Source organism: Flavobacterium gilvum, assembly GCF_001761465.1.
Taxonomy (GTDB): domain Bacteria; phylum Bacteroidota; class Bacteroidia; order Flavobacteriales; family Flavobacteriaceae; genus Flavobacterium; species Flavobacterium gilvum.
Genome location: NZ_CP017479.1, coordinates 3,628,025 through 3,645,278 on the forward strand (window position 1 = coordinate 3,628,025; position 17,254 = coordinate 3,645,278).

The following is a 17,254-nucleotide window of genomic DNA, read 5'->3' on the forward strand; positions in this document are numbered from 1 at the left end:
TTTTTTTTGAAATATTTTAAACAAAAAACAACAAAGCATAGTAAGTTTGCAAAACAAACCATCACAATTCATTGCCCCTATTATAATGAAAAAAATTACTTTACTGATTACCTTTATCACACTGCTAACTTCTTGTGGTGTAAAACAAACCAAAAACAATCTATCATCGGGAAATTACGATGCTGCCATAGATATCGCACTTTCCAATTTACGCTCCAACAAAGACAAAAAAGGAAAACAGGATTATATTTATTTATTGGAAGAAGCTTTCGCCAAAGCCAAAGAACGCGACCTGAACACAATTAATTTCTTAACCAAAGAAAACAACCCAGCCAATTTTGAAAAAATATACAATACGTATATGGCACTGAATGATCGTCAGGAAAAAATAAAACCATTGCTTCCGCTGAAATTAATCAACGAAGGGAGAAATGCAATTTTCCCATTTGATAATTATAACGACGGAATCATAAGCAGCAAAAATGATTTATCCAATTATTTGTACACCAATTCAAAAACATTGATGCTCACCAAAAACAAAATGAATTACCGCAAGGTTTATGATGATTTGGCTTATTTGGATAGAATAAATCCCAATTATAAAGACGTTGCCAAAATCATGTCTGAAGCTCAGTTTAAAGGAACCGATTTTGTAATCGTAAATACCCAAAACGAAACCAATATGATTATTCCGGCACAGCTTCAGAATGATTTATTGGATTTTAAAAGCTATAAATTGAATGATAAATGGACCGTTTACCACAGCGTTAAGCAAAAAGACATAAGCTATGATTATGGAATGTTCATCAACTTTAAGTCAATTTTTATTTCACCAGAACAAATAAAAGAAAGAGAATTCATAAAGGAACGTCAAGTTGTTGACGGTCAAAAAAAACAAATTGATGCCAACGGAAAAGTGGTTGTCGACAGACAAGGAAACCCAATTATGGTTGACAATATGGTTAATGCCACAGTAAAGATTTATGAAGTTCGCCAATTCAAATCATGCCAAATCACTGCCAAAATAGATTATATCAACAACAAAAACAACCAACAATTGGAATCCTTTCCTGTAACAAGCGAGTTTGTTTTTGAGAATATCTATTCCACATTCAAAGGGGATCGTCGTGCGGCTGATAATAATTATTATGGCTATTTTGATAAAAAAGTGGTTCCTTTCCCCACTAGCGAACAAATGGTGTATGATACAGGCGAAGATTTAAAAGCCAAAATCAATTCAATTATTACAAAGAATCAATTTACAAAATAAAGCGCATATAAATACAAAAAAGCAACCCATTCAGAGTTGCTTTTTTTGCTGATATATTATTTTTAAACCTAAAATATAACGCCACAATGCTCAGCATACATTGTGAAAATCTTTGTGTTTTTGCCTCAACAAAAAACACTTTATGTTTTTGTAATTATAAAACCAACAAAGGAGCAATTATACCAAAACTCACTTGCCCTGTTGTCCCATCCACTGCGCCAAAAGTATTTTGTGCATAAGACGAATAGTTATTTTTCTTAGCAATGTAACCTGCGTAAAACTTCAAATTAAAATCTTTAAATGGCAAATATTCAACTGTTGGAATTATACCGTAAGATTTCAATAAATTGTTTTCTTTGTTTGGATCAGGATTCCCATTCCAAGATGCGTTACTATTCATCACCGTAAGCAGGAGATTTAACCTTGGACGAATCTGATATTCAGCTCTAACCCAATTTTCCATATAACTCACATCTTCCGCCGCATATACATATTTACTTTTGATTATATTGGTAACTACAGATTTGCGATCCAAACCTTCATTACTATATTGAAAATCATAAAACAGTGTCAATTTACCTGCTTTAAATTTATTTCCCAAAGACACATAATTTCCTTTAGCATTTTTAGCATCATTAAAAAAACTGTAACTATATGTTGTTTCCAATTTATTGTCAAACAAATGACCTTTCCAATTTCCTACAGCAGCAAGTGGCATTTCGGATATTTCAATTCCAGGAGGCAAATTTGTAGCGTATTGTTCTTGGAAAGTTTTGGTTCTTGAATTCAATAATTGGAAATTAAAAATATTTTTATGATCCTCTAATGCAAACGAAAAAGCCGCTCCGACCAAAAAATTATCCGCCGTATTGTTAATAGTATTGTATGATAAAATCTCTATTGGATTTGTCAAAAGCTCATAACCTCCCCAATCACCAATCATTTTTCCAAAACTAAATTTTGCCTGCGGCGTTACATCAAACACCAAATAAGCCATATCAACGGCACGATTAATATTATCTACAGTTCCGTTATCGGCAATTTTGGTATACCTGTTTCTAAATCTAAAGAAAACTTTGTCGTGAATTTTCCCTTTCACTTCCAATCGTAATTGGTTCATGGAGAAAGCAGAATTTGTATGATCTCCATTAACAAAATAATTATCGAAAGCCATTCGGGTATTAAAAATAATATCTACATCTTTTAACAACGTTAACTTAGGAGTAGGAATCAATGGCTGCTGTCCGGCATTTTCTTCAAGCGTTTTTATTTGCCCAAAAGATAAAATTGGCAATAAAAATATCCAATAAATAATATATTTTTTCATTAAAAAAGTATCTACTATTTGTACCTATTTTATTTTTTCAAAAGTTACTTTTCCAGTTTCAATATCATAAACTGCTCCAATAATAGTAATTTTCTTTTGCTCATAATTTTCTTTTAAAATTGGTTCAGCATTTTTTAGAAAATTAACACCATGCAAAACATTAGCATTCACAGCATTGTCCATTGACAATTTATTGGCTTTAACAAGGTCGTTTTCTTCTTTTTCGTTACCAATGTATTCAACTATTTTTTTGATATGATCCTCTTGATCGTAATTTCCCTTTGTATCGACAAATGCTTTTACGGCACCACAACTTTTATGTCCCATGACAACAATCAATTTGCAGTCCAAATGTTCAACAGCATACTCAATGCTTCCCAATTCATAATCGCCCATTACGTTTCCGGCGGTTCTAATAGAGAAAATATCCCCAAGGCCTTGATCAAACACTAATTCTGCCGGAACTCTTGAGTCCGAACAGCTCACAACAACGGCAAATGGATGCTGTCCTCCTTTAAGTTCTCTTAATCTTTTTAGGGTTTCATCGGGGTGCACCGGTTTTCCCGAAGCAAATCTTTTATTTCCCTCCTGCAGTTTTTGAAGTGAAGACAAATTGTCGTTTTGGGCACTTGCCCCATAATTATAAACAGACAAAATGCTTATAAAAAGCAAAAAAAGTAGTCCTTTTTTTTTCATGATATTTCCTTTATTACGACAAAAATTAGTTGTATTAAACGTTATCACACAAACTCATTCTTGCTATTAAAGTTACAAAATTAGACTCATGAAATCTCGCAAATAGTGACATTTATCATATTTATAGAATTATAGGAAATATTTTAGATTACTAGTGATGCGTTAATTTTTAAAAATATTTCATAATTACACTAATACCAACGTATTACATACGTTCTTTGATTTTTTGATTTGAATTGAAAGTTAGCTTTGCAATCTTATTGTTAAGCTATGAATTCAGGGAAATATGTTTTTGCACAAATTCTAAATTTTATTAATCGTTATGAATTTGAAAAGTCCGTTATAAAATACAATGGCGATTACAGAACTAGAGATTTTAATTGTTGGAATCAATTTTTACAATTGTTCTTTGGTCAATTAACCTCTAGGAATTCTTTAAGAGATATTTGTACCTGTTTAAAAGCTCATCGAAACAAACTGTACCACCTTGGAATTAAGCAATATGTAAATCAATCTACTTTATCAAGAGCTAATGAAAGAAGAGATTACAGAATATTTGAGGATTTTGGATTTTTCTTAATCAATCAAGTTAGGCCAAAATACTCAGATGAATCAATTCTGAACATTGATATCGATAACGAGGTATTTGCATTAGATTCTACAACTATATCTCTAAGTTTAAAATTGTTTAGTTGGGCTCCTGGAAAATACTCTAGAGGGGCAATTAAAGTCCATACATTACTAGATTTAAGAGGTAGTATTCCGGCTTTTATACTCATCACTGACGGTAAATACCATGACAGTAACACGCTAGATGTTCTTATTCCAAATCCTGATGCTATTTACATAATGGACAAGGCTTATGTTGACTTTAAAGCTTTATATAGATTTCACGTAAGTGATGCATTTTTTATATCAAGATCAAAAACATCAATGAATTATTCCATTGTTGAGATAAACTATAATATTGACCAGAGTACAGGATTGAGAGGAGATAAAACTATAACACTTAATGGATACAAATCCAAAAAACTCTATCCAGAATCATTGAGACTAGTAGAATTTTATGACTTTGAAAGCGAAATAGAATTGTCTTTTTTAACCAATAATTTTGAATTAACAGCTCTAGAAATAGCGAATTTATATCGCAATAGATGGCAAATTGAGGTGTTTTTCAAGTGGATAAAACAAAATTTGACTATTAAAACTTTATGGGGACATTCCGAAAACGCAGTAAATATTCACATATGGATAGCAATTTCTACATATTTAATAATTGCAAAAATTAAAAAGGATTTAAAAAGTGATTTATCGATATATGAAATAATACAAATCCTGGGGATATCAGTATTTGACAAAACCCCATTAAGTGAGCTTCTAACAGATATTCAATCAAATCAAAATGTCAATGAACAGATAAACTTATTTAACAGTTAAATATTAACGCATCAGTACTAATTTTAGATTATCAAACGATATAGTTGATAACTAGACAAGAAATCAACTCGTATAGAAATAGTAATTATTCAATCACACCATTTACAAATTAATTATTTTATTACAATGGATTAGTACAAATCCGGCGTCAAAGTGATTTTAAACAGCTCTTTTTCGTAAATATCTTTGTAGTTATAAATCACCGTTGCATTATTATCTCGAAAGGCTTCAAGACTCGGATTCGTTTTAGAACTAGACAATATCTCTTTTTCTATGGATTTCTTCAAAGCCAAAACATCAATATTTTCTTTTTGGACACGCACCAATAAGAAGTCATATTGCACTGTATTATGTGGCAATGTAACAACGCTTTCCATCCTGATATCGTTACTAATCATCACCGGACAAGCCTTATTGTAATTATCAACCATACCGGCAAGTTCATCTCCAACTGGCTTATAATTGGAATAATAATATTGTGCCCCAAAAGCCAAAGCAATAACAACAACGATTTTGATTATTTTAGGAATATGCTGCTTTTTATTTATTTGTTTTCCTTCCATAATTATTTGTGATCAAAGCTTAAAACTTCTTTAAGAATCCATTCTTTATTTTCAAGCAAATAAACATGAGTGAATTTTGCTGTTCCTGTATAATTGTCTCCTTTGTTGGGTTCTCGGATATAGAAATCATGTATCCCGTTTTGTACAACTCCGTAGAGAACACCATTATCATATAACGGAAAAACTTCCAAAGACTCTTTACGAACTTTTCGGATTGGTTTTTTATTTGGGTCCGAACAAAGATTATTTTTGGTGTTTTCCAAAAATTTCTGCTTGTCCTGAATGCCGCCTCGGTCATGATAAAACACAAGATCTTTGTGTATCATCTTTTCCATATAAACGTAGTCGCACTGATTAAAACATCGATCAAAAAAAATACTGTCGTGTTTTTGCAAAGCCAAAAACAATTCGGAGTTTTTGGGTACTTGCGCAAACGCAAAATTGAAGGATACGAAAAGTAAAATCAGTATTTTTTTCATGCTTTGATTTTTTGTTATATTCAGAAAACAATTATCGTTGGCATTTGACACTAAGATAAGTCATATTTTATTCACAAGTGCTAGTGCGAGCGTCACGCTCGTGAACACAATCTGGATCCACTTTTCTTTATAAATATTTCAATTTTACTAATGTTTACTTTGTGGGCACAAGCGGGACGCTCGCGCTAGCAGAGGCAATGTTATTAAGTTAAGGAATACTGCTTTATTTACACTCAGATTTCGCAGATTTCCGCAAAAAAAAGTAAAAAAATCTGTCGAATCTGCATGATCTATTTTTATCCCCCTCAACTTAATGACATTGCGCTCGCGCTAGTAGAAACAAAATTATGTAAAAACCTAATGTCTTTATTACACATTATTCTCTACCTCAAATATAAACAATAACTTATACAAAAAACGGAACCTCTTTATTCTACTCAATATTCTAGTAAGCTGCGTGAGGGCAATGTCATTAAGTTAAGGATAAAACCATCGTTTTGTCATTCCGAGGCACGAGGAATCTCACTAGTGACTCACGTTATGTGTTTTCTCCTTCGTCGAAATGACATAAAAAACGCTTAACTTAATGACATTGTGCGTGAGGGATAGTAGCAAGCTACCAAAGTAGCGCGAATAGCCCGACAGCGTTGAGGAAAGGGGCTGTATAAGCGGTTTGCTGAGTAAGCCCCTTTTCTCGACGGTGGCATGCCCAAATAATTTCAAAAATGCTTCCTCTAATTCCTTCTAACAAAAAGAAAAAATACCTCTAAAAAACAGCCTTTTACAACAAGAAAATTTTTTTTATTACAAAAATCGCTATATTTGTTAAAAAATTGATTTTTATAGTTTTTTTAATATCTGATTTCAAAAAAAAACTGTAATTTTGCGCCAATGAAAAAAATAGAAACATATAACACAGTTATCTCTCGGATAATGACACTTAGGACTTCTCCCGAAGTACGGATGCTATAGTTTAGCCTCCGTTGTGTAATCGTATTATATTATTCATTTCTAATTTTTTATCGTTTTGAAATTATTTCCATTCTTATTTGGATTAATACATCCTAAAAAATTTACCAAACAAATATCATCTGCTTGTAGTTCAATTATTTGGATTGTTCTTTCTTGTATTTGCCCTATATTTGGCATTGCAAAAACGAAGCAAACCAAACTCAATTACGGCACATTTTTTTAATCTATAAATATGACTCTTGAAATGAACATTTCTATTGTAGTAACTCAGGAAGAACACTATAAGTATGCACAGGAAATATGCGATACAATAGAATCGTCTGCCCTACTGAGAGGTACTGGAATTGCTAAAAGAACTCCGGAATACATCATTAAAAAGATGGAAAAGGGAGATGCCGTTATTGCGCTCAACAACGGAATTTTTGCCGGTTTTTGTTATATCGAAAGTTGGCAGCACGGTCAATTTGTGGCACACTCCGGTTTAATCGTTCATCCGGATTACAGAAATTTAGGATTGGCAAAAAAAATTAAATCTTTCGTTTTTGATTATTCATTAGAAAAATACCCGAACGCGAAAGTTTTCGGAATTACTACGGGTCTTGCCGTAATGAAAATCAATTCGGAATTGGGATACAAACCGGTTCCTTTCTCTGAATTGACAAATGATCCAAGTTTTTGGAAAGGCTGTCAAACCTGTACCAATTACGAAATCCTAAAAAGCAAAGATTACAAAATGTGTTTGTGTACCGGTATGCTTTATGATCCAGCCGAAAAACCAAAGGATCCGCCAAAACACCCTTTCAATGTAAGGATTTGGAACCGTTTGAAAGAAATTAAGCAAGCTCTTTTCTTAAAAACAAAAAAATAATAAAATCAAATATAAACTGCTAAAAGCTAGTCGTTTTAAAACCAATAGCCTTAGCCCGTAATAGTTCAAATAAAAATGAAAAAAGTAGTATTAGCATATAGTGGAGGTTTAGACACATCATATTGTCTTAAATATTTAAAAAACGAAAAAGGTTTTGAAGTTCACACCGTATTAATCAACACAGGTGGATTTGACGATGCCGAATTGAAAGCTATCGAAGACAGAGCTTATGAACTTGGAAGCGCAAAACATGCGAACCTTACCATTTTGGACAAATATTATGACAAAGCCATCAAATACTTGATTTACGGAAATGTGTTGAAAAATAATACGTATCCTTTATCTGTAAGTGCTGAACGTGTTTTCCAAGCCATCGAAGCTATTAAATATGCTAAATCGGTTGGTGCTACTGCTATCGCTCACGGAAGTACCGGTGCAGGAAACGACCAAATTCGTTTTGACTTGATTTTCCAAACCATCGCTCCCGAAATCGAAATCATCACCCCTATCCGTGACTTGAAACTTTCAAGACAAGAAGAAGTTGATTATTTGGCCAAAAACGGAGTGCATTATTCTTGGGAAAAAGCGCAGTACTCTATCAACAAGGGACTTTGGGGAACTTCTGTTGGAGGAAAAGAAACTCTAACTTCTGGAAAACCATTGCCAAGTGAGGCTTATCCATCCCAGTTGCAAAAAACAGGCGAAGAGAAAGTAACATTGGAATTCAAAAAAGGGGAATTGGTTGCCGTAAATGGAGTTGCCGACAAGCCTTCAAACAACATCGTAACGCTTGAAAAATTAGCTAACGCTTATGCAATCGGTAGAGATATTCATGTCGGTGACACGATTATCGGAATCAAAGGAAGAGTTGGTTTTGAAGCCGCCGCTCCGCTAATTATCATCAAAGCACACCATTTACTGGAGAAACACACTCTTGGAAAATGGCAACAATACTGGAAAGAGCAACTAGGAAACTGGTACGGAATGCTTTTCCACGAAGGTCAGTTTTTGGACCCGGTAATGCGTAACATCGAAACGTTCCTTGAAGACACTCAAAAAACCGTGAACGGAACGGTAACTGTTTCTCTGAAACCGTACCACTTCTCACTAGACGGAATTGAGTCTCCGAATGATTTGATGAACACCGGTTTTGGTCAATACGGAGAAATGAACAACGCCTGGACATCAGACGATGCCAAAGGATTCATCAAAATTTTAGGGAATGCCCAAAACATTTTCTCTTCTGTAAATAAAGAAACTTACGAGTAATACATCAAAATAAAAAAGCTTTCAAAAAAAGCTTTTTTATCATTTTTAAACCATTAAGACATTAAGTTTCATTAAGCTTAATTTACCTTAATATCTTAATGGTAAAATTAAAATGTTTTAAAAATAAAAATTATGATTAATGTTGGAATAATAGGTGGTTCAGGTTATACGGCGGGAGAGCTCATCAGAATTTTGATGAATCATCCCAACGCAAAACTCGATTTTGTGTACAGCACCACCAATGCCGGAAAACAACTTCATATAGCGCACCAAGACTTGTTGGGCGAAATTGATTTTACTTTTACCGATAAAGTAAATCCTGAAGTAAACGTCGTTTTCTTGTGTTTGGGACATGGAAAATCAAAATCGTTTTTGACTGAACACCAATTTGCAAGCCATACCAAAATCATTGATTTAGGAAATGATTTCAGATTGCATAAAGATGAAGTTTTTGACGGTAAAAAATTCATTTACGGCTTACCTGAATTGAACAAAACTGAAATCAAAAAAGCGCAATTCATCGCAAATCCAGGGTGTTTTGCAACAGCTATTCAATTGGCTTTATTGCCTTTGGCGGAAGCCAAATTACTGAATGACGACGTACATATCAACGCTACAACCGGAAGCACCGGAGCTGGAGTAAGCCTTTCGGAAACCTCACATTTCAGTTGGAGAAATAATAATTTTTCACATTATAAAGCTTTTGAACACCAACATTTGGGCGAAATATCGGAAAGCTTACATCAATTACAATCTGATTTCAAAAACGAATTGCTTTTCATTCCGAACAGAGGAGATTTCCCAAGAGGAATTTTTGCGACTTTGTACACAAAATCAGAAGATAGTTGGGAAGAATTGGTTGCCAAATACGAAGCATTTTATAAAAACCAACCATTTGTAACCGTTACCACGACCAATATCAATATGAAACAAGTGGTGCAAACCAACAAATGTATTATTAGTTTAATGAAAAAAGGAAACCGGATTTTGATTACTTCGGTGATCGATAATTTAGTCAAAGGCGCCTCTGGTCAAGCCATTCAAAACATGAATTTGATGTTTGGTCTTGAAGAAACCACAGGATTGCATTTGAAACCAAGCGGATTCTAGAAAAAAATTGTTTCAGGTTTAAAGTTTCAAGTTACCCACCGAACTTAAAACCTGAAACATTAAACTTTAAACAAAAAATTAAAATGAACTTATTCGACGTTTACCCATTATATCCTATTACGCCTGTAAAAGCTGTAGATTGCACTATTTACGATGATAAAGGAACAGAATATTTAGATTTATACTCTGGTCACGGAGTAATTTCAATCGGACACACACAGCCTGATTATGTGACGAAAGTAAAAGAGCAATTGGATAATTTGAGTTTTTATTCAAATGCTATTCAAAATCCATTGCAAGTGGAATTGGCTGAAAAACTAGGAAAAGCTTCCGGTTTGACTGATTTCAGTTTGTTCTTATGCAGTTCTGGTGCCGAAGCTAACGAAAATGCTTTGAAACTAGCTTCTTTCCACAACGGAAAATCAAGAGTGATTGCTTTTGACAACTCATTCCACGGAAGAACTTCGGCTGCTGTTGCGGTTACCGACAACAAAAAAATTGTTGCTCCGTTAAACGCGCAACAAGTCGTTACATTCCTGCCTTTGAACCAAATTGACTTGGTCATAGCCGAATTGCAAAAAGGCGATGTTTGCGCCATAATCATCGAACCTATTCAAGGTGTCGGTGGTTTGGACCAAGGAACAACCGAATTCTTTCAGGCTTTAGAAAAAGCCTGTAAAGAGCACGAGGTGGTTTTGATTTTAGACGAAGTACAATCAGGTTACGGAAGAAGCGGAAAATTTTTCGCTTTTCAACACCACGGAATCCATCCAGATATTGTAACTACAGCCAAAGGAATGGGGAATGGTTTCCCGATTGGCGGTGTTTTAATTTCTCCTAAATTCCAAGCGAGTTACGGATTATTGGGAACTACTTTTGGCGGAAGCCATTTGGCTTGTGCTGCCGGAATTGCAGTTCTAGACGTTATGGAAAACCAAAATTTAATTGCAAACACCAATACGGTATCCGAATACTTTTTTGAAGCCATCAAAGCAATTCCTGAAATCAAACAGGTAAAAGGAAAAGGATTGATGCTGGGCGTTGAATTTGATTTTGACGTGAGCGCTTTGAGAAAGAAAATGATTATTGAAAAACATATTTTCACCGGTGGAGCCAACAATAAAAACTTGTTGAGAATTCTTCCACCATTGACGATTACTACTGAGGCTATTGATGCTTTTATCATTGCTTTACAGGAATCGTTAGCTGAGTTGAAGTCATAAACCTGCCAAAAAATTAAATAATGAAAAACGATTATTTTATTTTATCAAATTCGGCTATTTTACTGAAAGAATATAAAAATGCTACAACTGACATTGATTTTTTAGACGCTTTTAATCAGTTAAAAGAGTCTGAAATGACTACAGAAACATTTAATTTTTATACTTCAGTAGCCTCTATTGCTTCGGCAAAAATTGAAGGCGAAATATTAGAAATAGACAGTTATTTGAAACATAAAATGCTCGCTATTGATTATAATAAAGACTTGGTCGAAAAACCAAATGATTTATACCAAGCTTACCTTTTTGCGCAAGCTAATAGTTTAACAGCAACTAATTTTTGCAGAAGCCATTCCTTACTTTCAAAACATTTACTTGCCGAAAGCAAACAAGGAATTTGCAGAACTGCCAATATGGTTGTTATGGAACACAAAACATTTAGAATCCAATATGAAGCTGCACCAGGAAACCAAATAGCTGAACTATTCGATTTTTTTTGGATTGAAATTGAGGAATTAAAAAAAAGAGACCTAACTATTCAAGAGGTTTTTTTCTTTGCATCGATGATTCATCTAGTTTTTGTAAATATTCATCCATTTGAAGACGGAAATGGTAGAGCTGCAAGATTATTGGAAAAATGGTTTATTTCCGAAAAATTAGGAAACAAAGCTTGGTTTATACAAAGTGAATTAAATTATTACAATAGCGTGGATGCATACTATAAAAATTTAAACAAGCTGGGCATTTTTTACGAACAATTAGATTATACCAAAGCATTACCATTTTTACTAATGTTGCCAAAATCAATCCAATAGATTACTAAAAACAAAAAAAATGAACACATTATTATCCATAGAAAAAAGAAATGCTGTTTTAACCACAATGGTTACTCTTTTGGAACAAGAAAGAGAAGCTTTAAAAAGCATTAACCAACAGGATTTAGCCAATTATAATGGCGAAGATTTGGCTATGGAAAAGCGTTTGCTTGTGGATGATTCCAAAGTTGATGCAATGATTCTTTCGGTAAAGCAATTGGCTAGTCAGGAAGATCCCGTTGGACAGGTTCGTTATGAATTTACCCATGAAAACGGAATGAAAATCAGCAATAAAACAGCTGCTTTTGGAACTATTTTAATTATTTACGAATCCCGTCCGGACGTAACAGTCGAAGCGGGAGGAATTGCTTTTAAATCGGGAAATAAAATCCTTTTGAAAGGAGGAAAAGAATCTTTGCTTTCGAACCAAAAAATCGTAAGCCTTTGGCATCAAGCCCTTGAAAGCAATGGTGTTTCTACGGATTGGGTGGAATATCTAAATTATGACCGCGTTCAAACTCAAGCTTTCTTAGAAAAACCAACACAAAGAGTTGATTTAATCGTACCTCGTGGCGGTGAAAAATTAATTGAATTTACCAAAAAACACGCTACTTGTCCGGTTATTGTAAGCGGTCGTGGAAATAATTTTGTGTTCGTAAATGCCGATGCCGATTTGGAAAAAGCAACAGCTATTATCATCAACGGAAAAACATCGAACATATCAGTTTGCAATGCTTTAGATAAAGTTTTAATTGATGTGAATTTACCAAATTGGGAAGTATTTGCCAACGAATTGGTAACAAAATTAAAATCATACAACGTAACGGTTTTGGGAGATGACGCTGTCGCAAAAGCAACTGGCGTAAATAAAATTGAAAACGATGCTATTTGGTACGAAGAATTTTTGGACTATAAAATCGTTATTGGAGCAATAGATTCCAATCAGGAAGCGATTGCCAAAATCAATAAATATTGCGGAGGGCACTCGGCTTCTATTATTACCGAAGACAAAACGATTGCACAAGAATTCATGGAAAACATTGATGCTTCGTCGGTTTATCATAATGCTTCAACCCGATTCACCGATGGCGGTCAATTTGGCTTAGGCGGAGAATTGGCAATCAGTACTGACAAACTGCACCAACGCGGCCCAATTGGTTTACAACATTTGGTAACCAATAAATGGTACGTGTACGGTGAAGGGCAAATCAGATAGCAGATTTTAGATTGCAGATTTTAGATTTTAGAGAAAAACTCTTAGAATCTTAGCAACTCGGAAACTTAGAGACTTTAAAAAAATGGCTAAAAAAAGAATACTATTAAAGTTAGGCAGCAACACCTTGACCAAGGAAACCAATCATATTTCGAGAGGAAAGATTGAGGATATTGGGATGCAAATAGCTGCTTTGCAGGATGAATACGAATTTATCATTGTTAGCTCTGGAGCAATTGCAGCTGCCAAACAATTTGTAAAATTGGACAATCATGATAAAGACGTTTTCGTAAAGCAAGCGTTGGCATCAATTGGACAGCCTCATTTAATGCGGATTTACAACGAAAATTTTAAAGATTTAGGTTTAAATATTTCACAATGCTTGCTTTCTTATTCGGATTTTGAAAAGGAACAAACCAAAATAAATATTGTAAATACCATCAACGTTTTAGTCAAAAACAATTACATCCCGATTATCAACGAAAATGATACCGTCGCAACGGATGAAATTAAATTTGGAGACAACGATAAATTGGCAGCATTGACCGCTGTTTTATTAAATGTTGACATTCTGATTATTGCTACTAATACTAACGGTATTTACACAAAAGCAAGTATTCACGATGAATCACCCAAAACCATAAAACAGGTAACCGATTTATCGCTGTTGCAAAAGGAAATTGGTGATTCAAAATCATCTCACGGTACGGGTGGAATGCAATCTAAAATCGATTCGGCTGCCATTGCCAAAGCCGGAAACATCGAAACTTGGATTGTAAACGGACTTGAAGATAATTTTATGTTGAAAGCCCTAAATTCAGAGATTGAATTTACTAAGATTATGTAAAAATGTTTATTTGGTTAATCGTTAATTCGGTTAATCGATTAAACAAATTAACGAATAAACTAAAGAAAAAAAATCATGAACTATACTTCGATAAAAGAAATAGATTCGCTCCAAAAATGGGTGAAACAAGCCCTGAAAATCAAAAAAAATCCCCTTAAAAATAAAAAACTGGGAAAAAATAAAACCCTGGGAATGTTGTTTTTCAATTCGAGTTTGAGAACCCGTTTGAGTACACAAAAAGCGGCAATAAACTTAGGGATGAACGTAATGGTCATGAATTTTAATAGTGAAGGCTGGACGCTTGAATTCGAGGACGGAGCGATCATGAACCAAGGGGCTTCGGAACACATTAAAGAAGCCGCGGAAGTTGTTTCGCAATACTGTGATATTATCGCCATCAGAGCTTTTCCTGGATTGGTAGACAAAGAGAAAGACAATGCCGAAACGGTAATCAATGGCTTCTTGAAATACGCCACTGTGCCAATTCTAAACATGGAAAGCGCCACAGGACATCCATTGCAATCCCTTGCCGATGCTATCACCATGGAAGAATACAGACCAAAACACCGCCCAAAAGTGGTTTTGACATGGGCACCGCACCCGAGAGCATTGCCTCAGGCTGTTCCTAATTCTTTTGTCGAAATGATGCAAAAACAAGAAGATATGGATTTTGTAATTACACATCCAGAAGGCTACGAGTTGAACCCCGAAATTACAAAAGATTCAAAAATCGAATACGATCAAGACAAAGCTTTTGAAAACGCCGATTTTATTTATGCAAAAAACTGGAGTAACTATAAAGAATACGGAAAAATTACAAATTCCGACCCAAACTGGACTGTAACTGCCGATAAAATGAAACTGACAAACAATGCCAAATTCATGCACTGTTTACCGGTAAGACGTAACGTAATTGTAACTGACGAAGTTATCGACAGTGAAAATTCAATAGTAATTCAGCAAGCAAACAACAGAACATATTCTGCACAATTAGTATTGCAGAAAATATTAAAAAGTTTAGAGTAAAGAACATAGAAAATAGATTATTGATCAATAGATATTTGTGCAAACCAAAATCTAAAATCAGAAATCTAAAATCAGAAATCTAAAATCACAATGGCTCCATTATCTATCATAAAAATTGGCGGTAACATTATCGACAATCCAACAGAATTAAAACAGTTTCTTATTGATTTTTCAAAAATTGAAGGACACAAAGTTCTCGTTCACGGAGGCGGAAAATCGGCTACAAAAATGGCCCAAAGCATTGGATTAGTTCCTCAAATGATTGACGGACGTCGCATTACTGATGCCCCAATGCTTGATGTGGTAGTTATGATTTACGCAGGTGAAATTAACAAAAATGTAGTTGCTCAATTGCAAGCCAATGGAACTAATGCTGTTGGTTTTTCGGGTGCAGACGGTAATTTGATTTTGTCCACAAAAAGAAATCACCCTACAATAGATTACGGTTTTGTAGGCGATGTTCAAAAGGTAAATACTCCTTTGTTAGATACATTACTAAAAAGCGATATAACACCTGTTTTTTGTGCTATCACACATGATGGACAAGGACAATTGCTTAATACCAACGCCGATACAATTGCCAGCGAACTAGCCATCGCATTATCACAGATATTTGAAGTTACCTTAACCTATTGCTTCGAAAAACCTGGGGTTTTGTATGATGCGGACGACGACAGTTCGGTAATCGAACAAATAAATCATGAATTATACACCAAATTAAAAGCTGAAAAAGCTATACATTCGGGAATGATTCCTAAATTGGACAACTGTTTCAACAGTCTGTCCAAAGGTGTTCAGAAAATAAAAATCGGACACCACAGAATGTTGCAAAATCATGGAGTTATTCATACCAGCATTCAATTATAAAAATAAAAAAACTAACCAGTTTTAAAAGCCTGTCAAACCTCAGGAGAAAAACATGAAAAACATAGAAACCCTAACCCAAGAAGCTATATCGTTATTGAAATCGCTGATTAAAACTCCTTCCTATTCAAGTGAAGAAGAACTAACAGCTCTTTTAATCGAAAATTGGTTCCGACAAAATAACATCCCTTTTCAAAGAGAAAATAATAATATTTGGGCTTTCAATCAACATTTCGACAAAACCAAACCTACACTTTTACTCAATTCACACCATGATACCGTAAAGCCGAATCAAGGTTACACTAACAATCCATTTGAACCCAAAGTAGAAGACGGAAAATTATATGGTCTAGGAAGCAATGATGCCGGCGGGTGTTTGGTTTCGTTAATTGCCACATTTACTCATTTTTACACTGCAGAAAATCTATCTCACAACATTGTAGTTGTAGCTTCTGCCGAAGAAGAAAGCAGCGGTAAAAAAGGTCTTAACAGTGTTTTAAAACACTTACCAGAACTCGATTGTGCCATTGTGGGAGAACCAACATTAATGCAATTAGCCATTGCTGAAAAAGGACTTTTAGTTCTCGATGTGGTTGTAAAAGGAACCGCGAGCCATGCGGCGCATCAAAACCCCGATAATCCAATTTATAACGCAATGTCTGTAATTGATTGGTTCAAAACCTATCAATTCGAAAAAATATCAGAAGTTTTAGGTCCTGTAAAAATGACCGTAACCCAAGTTAATGCAGGAAAACAACACAATGTGGTTCCTGCCGAATGTCATTTAGTGGTCGATATCCGCGTGAATGATTGCTACAACAATACCGAAATTCTGGAAACAGTAAGAACAAATGTAAACGCCGAAGTTACCCCTCGTTCTATGCACTTAAACGCCTCCTCCATTCCCGTTTCACACGGTTTGGTGCAGGCCGGAATCGCCTTGGGAAGAACAACTTACGGTTCTCCCACTCTTTCCGATCAATCGGTTTTAAGTTGTCAATCATTAAAACTTGGGCCTGGAGAATCACTCCGGTCCCACTCGGCAGACGAATTTATTTATATCAACGAAATCGAAGAAGGAATCCAATTGTACATCAAAATACTGGATGATTTCTTAAGGAATTAAAATATTTTTTTGGAGCTAATCCCGCTATCCGCTACAATCTTTTTATTTTTAAAGAAAAAATAAAAAGGATTTCCGCTGCTATCGGGGCTAGGGCTTTCCAGAAACAAGAACATTTTAAAATAATAAGTTATTTATTTTAGCATTTTCAGACT

Annotated in this window: 16 protein-coding genes; 12 read left to right on the plus strand and 4 right to left on the minus strand. The window is 34.6% G+C overall.

All coding sequences use genetic code 11. The annotated features are described in order from the left end of the window. The first annotated feature begins 85 nt into the window (after nucleotides 1-85). Entirely contained in the window at nucleotides 86-1,270 is a 1,185-nt protein-coding gene (locus tag EM308_RS14665) for a hypothetical protein (protein WP_035637800.1), read from the plus strand. Between the two features lie 154 nt (nucleotides 1,271-1,424). On the opposite strand, the gene EM308_RS14670 is transcribed toward EM308_RS14665, so the two are convergent. Together EM308_RS14670 and EM308_RS14675 are read right to left on the minus strand one after the other, a co-directional pair. Further along, a complete protein-coding gene (locus tag EM308_RS14670) occupies nucleotides 1,425-2,597 on the minus strand; it encodes a porin (RefSeq protein WP_035637802.1) in 1,173 nt (390 codons plus the stop codon). 24 nt (nucleotides 2,598-2,621) lie between these two features. Next, on the minus strand, nucleotides 2,622-3,293 hold the full coding sequence (locus EM308_RS14675; protein ID WP_051877803.1) for a carbonic anhydrase: 672 nt from the start codon (nucleotides 3,291-3,293) through the stop codon (nucleotides 2,622-2,624). A gap of 270 nt (nucleotides 3,294-3,563) precedes the next feature. Between EM308_RS14675 and EM308_RS14680 the strand changes: the two genes are divergently transcribed. Beyond that, nucleotides 3,564-4,730: an IS4 family transposase gene (locus EM308_RS14680; protein ID WP_035633802.1), complete on the plus strand. Its 1,167-nt coding sequence runs from the start codon at nucleotides 3,564-3,566 to the stop codon at nucleotides 4,728-4,730. A gap of 131 nt (nucleotides 4,731-4,861) precedes the next feature. Here the strand turns inward: EM308_RS14680 and EM308_RS14685 are convergent, their stop codons facing one another. Next, nucleotides 4,862-5,293: a hypothetical protein gene (locus EM308_RS14685; RefSeq protein WP_035633805.1), complete on the minus strand. Its 432-nt coding sequence runs from the start codon at nucleotides 5,291-5,293 to the stop codon at nucleotides 4,862-4,864. Nucleotides 5,294-5,295: 2 nt separating this feature from the next. After that, nucleotides 5,296-5,772, minus strand: coding sequence for a nuclear transport factor 2 family protein (locus EM308_RS14690; RefSeq protein WP_035633807.1), 477 nt, complete (start codon nucleotides 5,770-5,772; stop codon nucleotides 5,296-5,298). A 1,216-nt stretch (nucleotides 5,773-6,988) separates the two neighbouring features. On the opposite strand from EM308_RS14690, the gene EM308_RS14695 reads away from it, so the two are divergent. From EM308_RS14695 to EM308_RS14740, 10 genes are all read left to right on the plus strand, one after another. Further along, nucleotides 6,989-7,612: a GNAT family N-acetyltransferase gene (locus tag EM308_RS14695; protein ID WP_035633865.1), complete on the plus strand. Its 624-nt coding sequence runs from the start codon at nucleotides 6,989-6,991 to the stop codon at nucleotides 7,610-7,612. A 75-nt stretch (nucleotides 7,613-7,687) separates the two neighbouring features. Then, entirely contained in the window at nucleotides 7,688-8,881 is a 1,194-nt protein-coding gene (locus EM308_RS14700; RefSeq protein WP_035633810.1) for an argininosuccinate synthase, read from the plus strand. A 132-nt stretch (nucleotides 8,882-9,013) separates the two neighbouring features. Further along, on the plus strand, nucleotides 9,014-9,991 hold the full coding sequence (argC, locus tag EM308_RS14705; protein WP_035633812.1) for an N-acetyl-gamma-glutamyl-phosphate reductase: 978 nt from the start codon (nucleotides 9,014-9,016) through the stop codon (nucleotides 9,989-9,991). 83 nt (nucleotides 9,992-10,074) lie between these two features. After that, nucleotides 10,075-11,214: an aspartate aminotransferase family protein gene (locus EM308_RS14710; protein ID WP_035633816.1), complete on the plus strand. Its 1,140-nt coding sequence runs from the start codon at nucleotides 10,075-10,077 to the stop codon at nucleotides 11,212-11,214. 20 nt (nucleotides 11,215-11,234) lie between these two features. Next, nucleotides 11,235-12,026 (plus strand): Fic family protein, encoded by a 792-nt coding sequence (locus tag EM308_RS14715; protein WP_035633818.1) that lies wholly within the window; start codon nucleotides 11,235-11,237, stop codon nucleotides 12,024-12,026. A 19-nt stretch (nucleotides 12,027-12,045) separates the two neighbouring features. Beyond that, nucleotides 12,046-13,242, plus strand: a complete 1,197-nt coding sequence (locus tag EM308_RS14720) for a glutamate-5-semialdehyde dehydrogenase (protein WP_035633820.1) — start codon at nucleotides 12,046-12,048, stop codon at nucleotides 13,240-13,242. An 82-nt stretch (nucleotides 13,243-13,324) separates the two neighbouring features. Then, nucleotides 13,325-14,086 carry a glutamate 5-kinase gene (gene proB / locus EM308_RS14725; protein WP_035633822.1) on the plus strand — a complete coding sequence of 254 codons (762 nt, stop codon included), beginning with the start codon at nucleotides 13,325-13,327 and terminating at the stop codon, nucleotides 14,084-14,086. Nucleotides 14,087-14,161: 75 nt separating this feature from the next. Then, nucleotides 14,162-15,112, plus strand: a complete 951-nt coding sequence (locus EM308_RS14730) for an N-acetylornithine carbamoyltransferase (protein ID WP_035633826.1) — start codon at nucleotides 14,162-14,164, stop codon at nucleotides 15,110-15,112. Between the two features lie 90 nt (nucleotides 15,113-15,202). Further along, entirely contained in the window at nucleotides 15,203-15,979 is a 777-nt protein-coding gene (gene argB / locus EM308_RS14735) for an acetylglutamate kinase (protein WP_035633828.1), read from the plus strand. Nucleotides 15,980-16,031: 52 nt separating this feature from the next. Continuing rightward, on the plus strand, nucleotides 16,032-17,102 hold the full coding sequence (locus EM308_RS14740; RefSeq protein WP_035633830.1) for a M20 family metallo-hydrolase: 1,071 nt from the start codon (nucleotides 16,032-16,034) through the stop codon (nucleotides 17,100-17,102). Nucleotides 17,103-17,254: the final 152 nt, after the last annotated feature.

Excerpts from the sequence above, each read along its gene's own strand:
- EM308_RS14675 (WP_051877803.1), bottom strand. The coding sequence starts at position 3,293 with ATGAAAAAAAAAGGACTACTTTTTTTGCTTTTTATAAGCATTTTGTCT.
- EM308_RS14740 (WP_035633830.1), top strand. The coding sequence starts at position 16,032 with ATGAAAAACATAGAAACCCTAACCCAAGAAGCTATATCGTTATTGAAA.
- EM308_RS14710 (WP_035633816.1), top strand. The coding sequence starts at position 10,075 with ATGAACTTATTCGACGTTTACCCATTATATCCTATTACGCCTGTAAAA.
- argC (WP_035633812.1), top strand. The coding sequence starts at position 9,014 with ATGATTAATGTTGGAATAATAGGTGGTTCAGGTTATACGGCGGGAGAG.
- argB (WP_035633828.1), top strand. The coding sequence starts at position 15,203 with ATGGCTCCATTATCTATCATAAAAATTGGCGGTAACATTATCGACAAT.
- EM308_RS14690 (WP_035633807.1), bottom strand. The coding sequence starts at position 5,772 with ATGAAAAAAATACTGATTTTACTTTTCGTATCCTTCAATTTTGCGTTT.
- EM308_RS14685 (WP_035633805.1), bottom strand. The coding sequence starts at position 5,293 with ATGGAAGGAAAACAAATAAATAAAAAGCAGCATATTCCTAAAATAATC.
- EM308_RS14670 (WP_035637802.1), bottom strand. The coding sequence starts at position 2,597 with ATGAAAAAATATATTATTTATTGGATATTTTTATTGCCAATTTTATCT.
- EM308_RS14720 (WP_035633820.1), top strand. The coding sequence starts at position 12,046 with ATGAACACATTATTATCCATAGAAAAAAGAAATGCTGTTTTAACCACA.
- EM308_RS14695 (WP_035633865.1), top strand. The coding sequence starts at position 6,989 with ATGAACATTTCTATTGTAGTAACTCAGGAAGAACACTATAAGTATGCA.
- EM308_RS14680 (WP_035633802.1), top strand. The coding sequence starts at position 3,564 with ATGAATTCAGGGAAATATGTTTTTGCACAAATTCTAAATTTTATTAAT.
- EM308_RS14715 (WP_035633818.1), top strand. The coding sequence starts at position 11,235 with ATGAAAAACGATTATTTTATTTTATCAAATTCGGCTATTTTACTGAAA.
- EM308_RS14730 (WP_035633826.1), top strand. The coding sequence starts at position 14,162 with ATGAACTATACTTCGATAAAAGAAATAGATTCGCTCCAAAAATGGGTG.
- EM308_RS14665 (WP_035637800.1), top strand. The coding sequence starts at position 86 with ATGAAAAAAATTACTTTACTGATTACCTTTATCACACTGCTAACTTCT.
- proB (WP_035633822.1), top strand. The coding sequence starts at position 13,325 with ATGGCTAAAAAAAGAATACTATTAAAGTTAGGCAGCAACACCTTGACC.
- EM308_RS14700 (WP_035633810.1), top strand. The coding sequence starts at position 7,688 with ATGAAAAAAGTAGTATTAGCATATAGTGGAGGTTTAGACACATCATAT.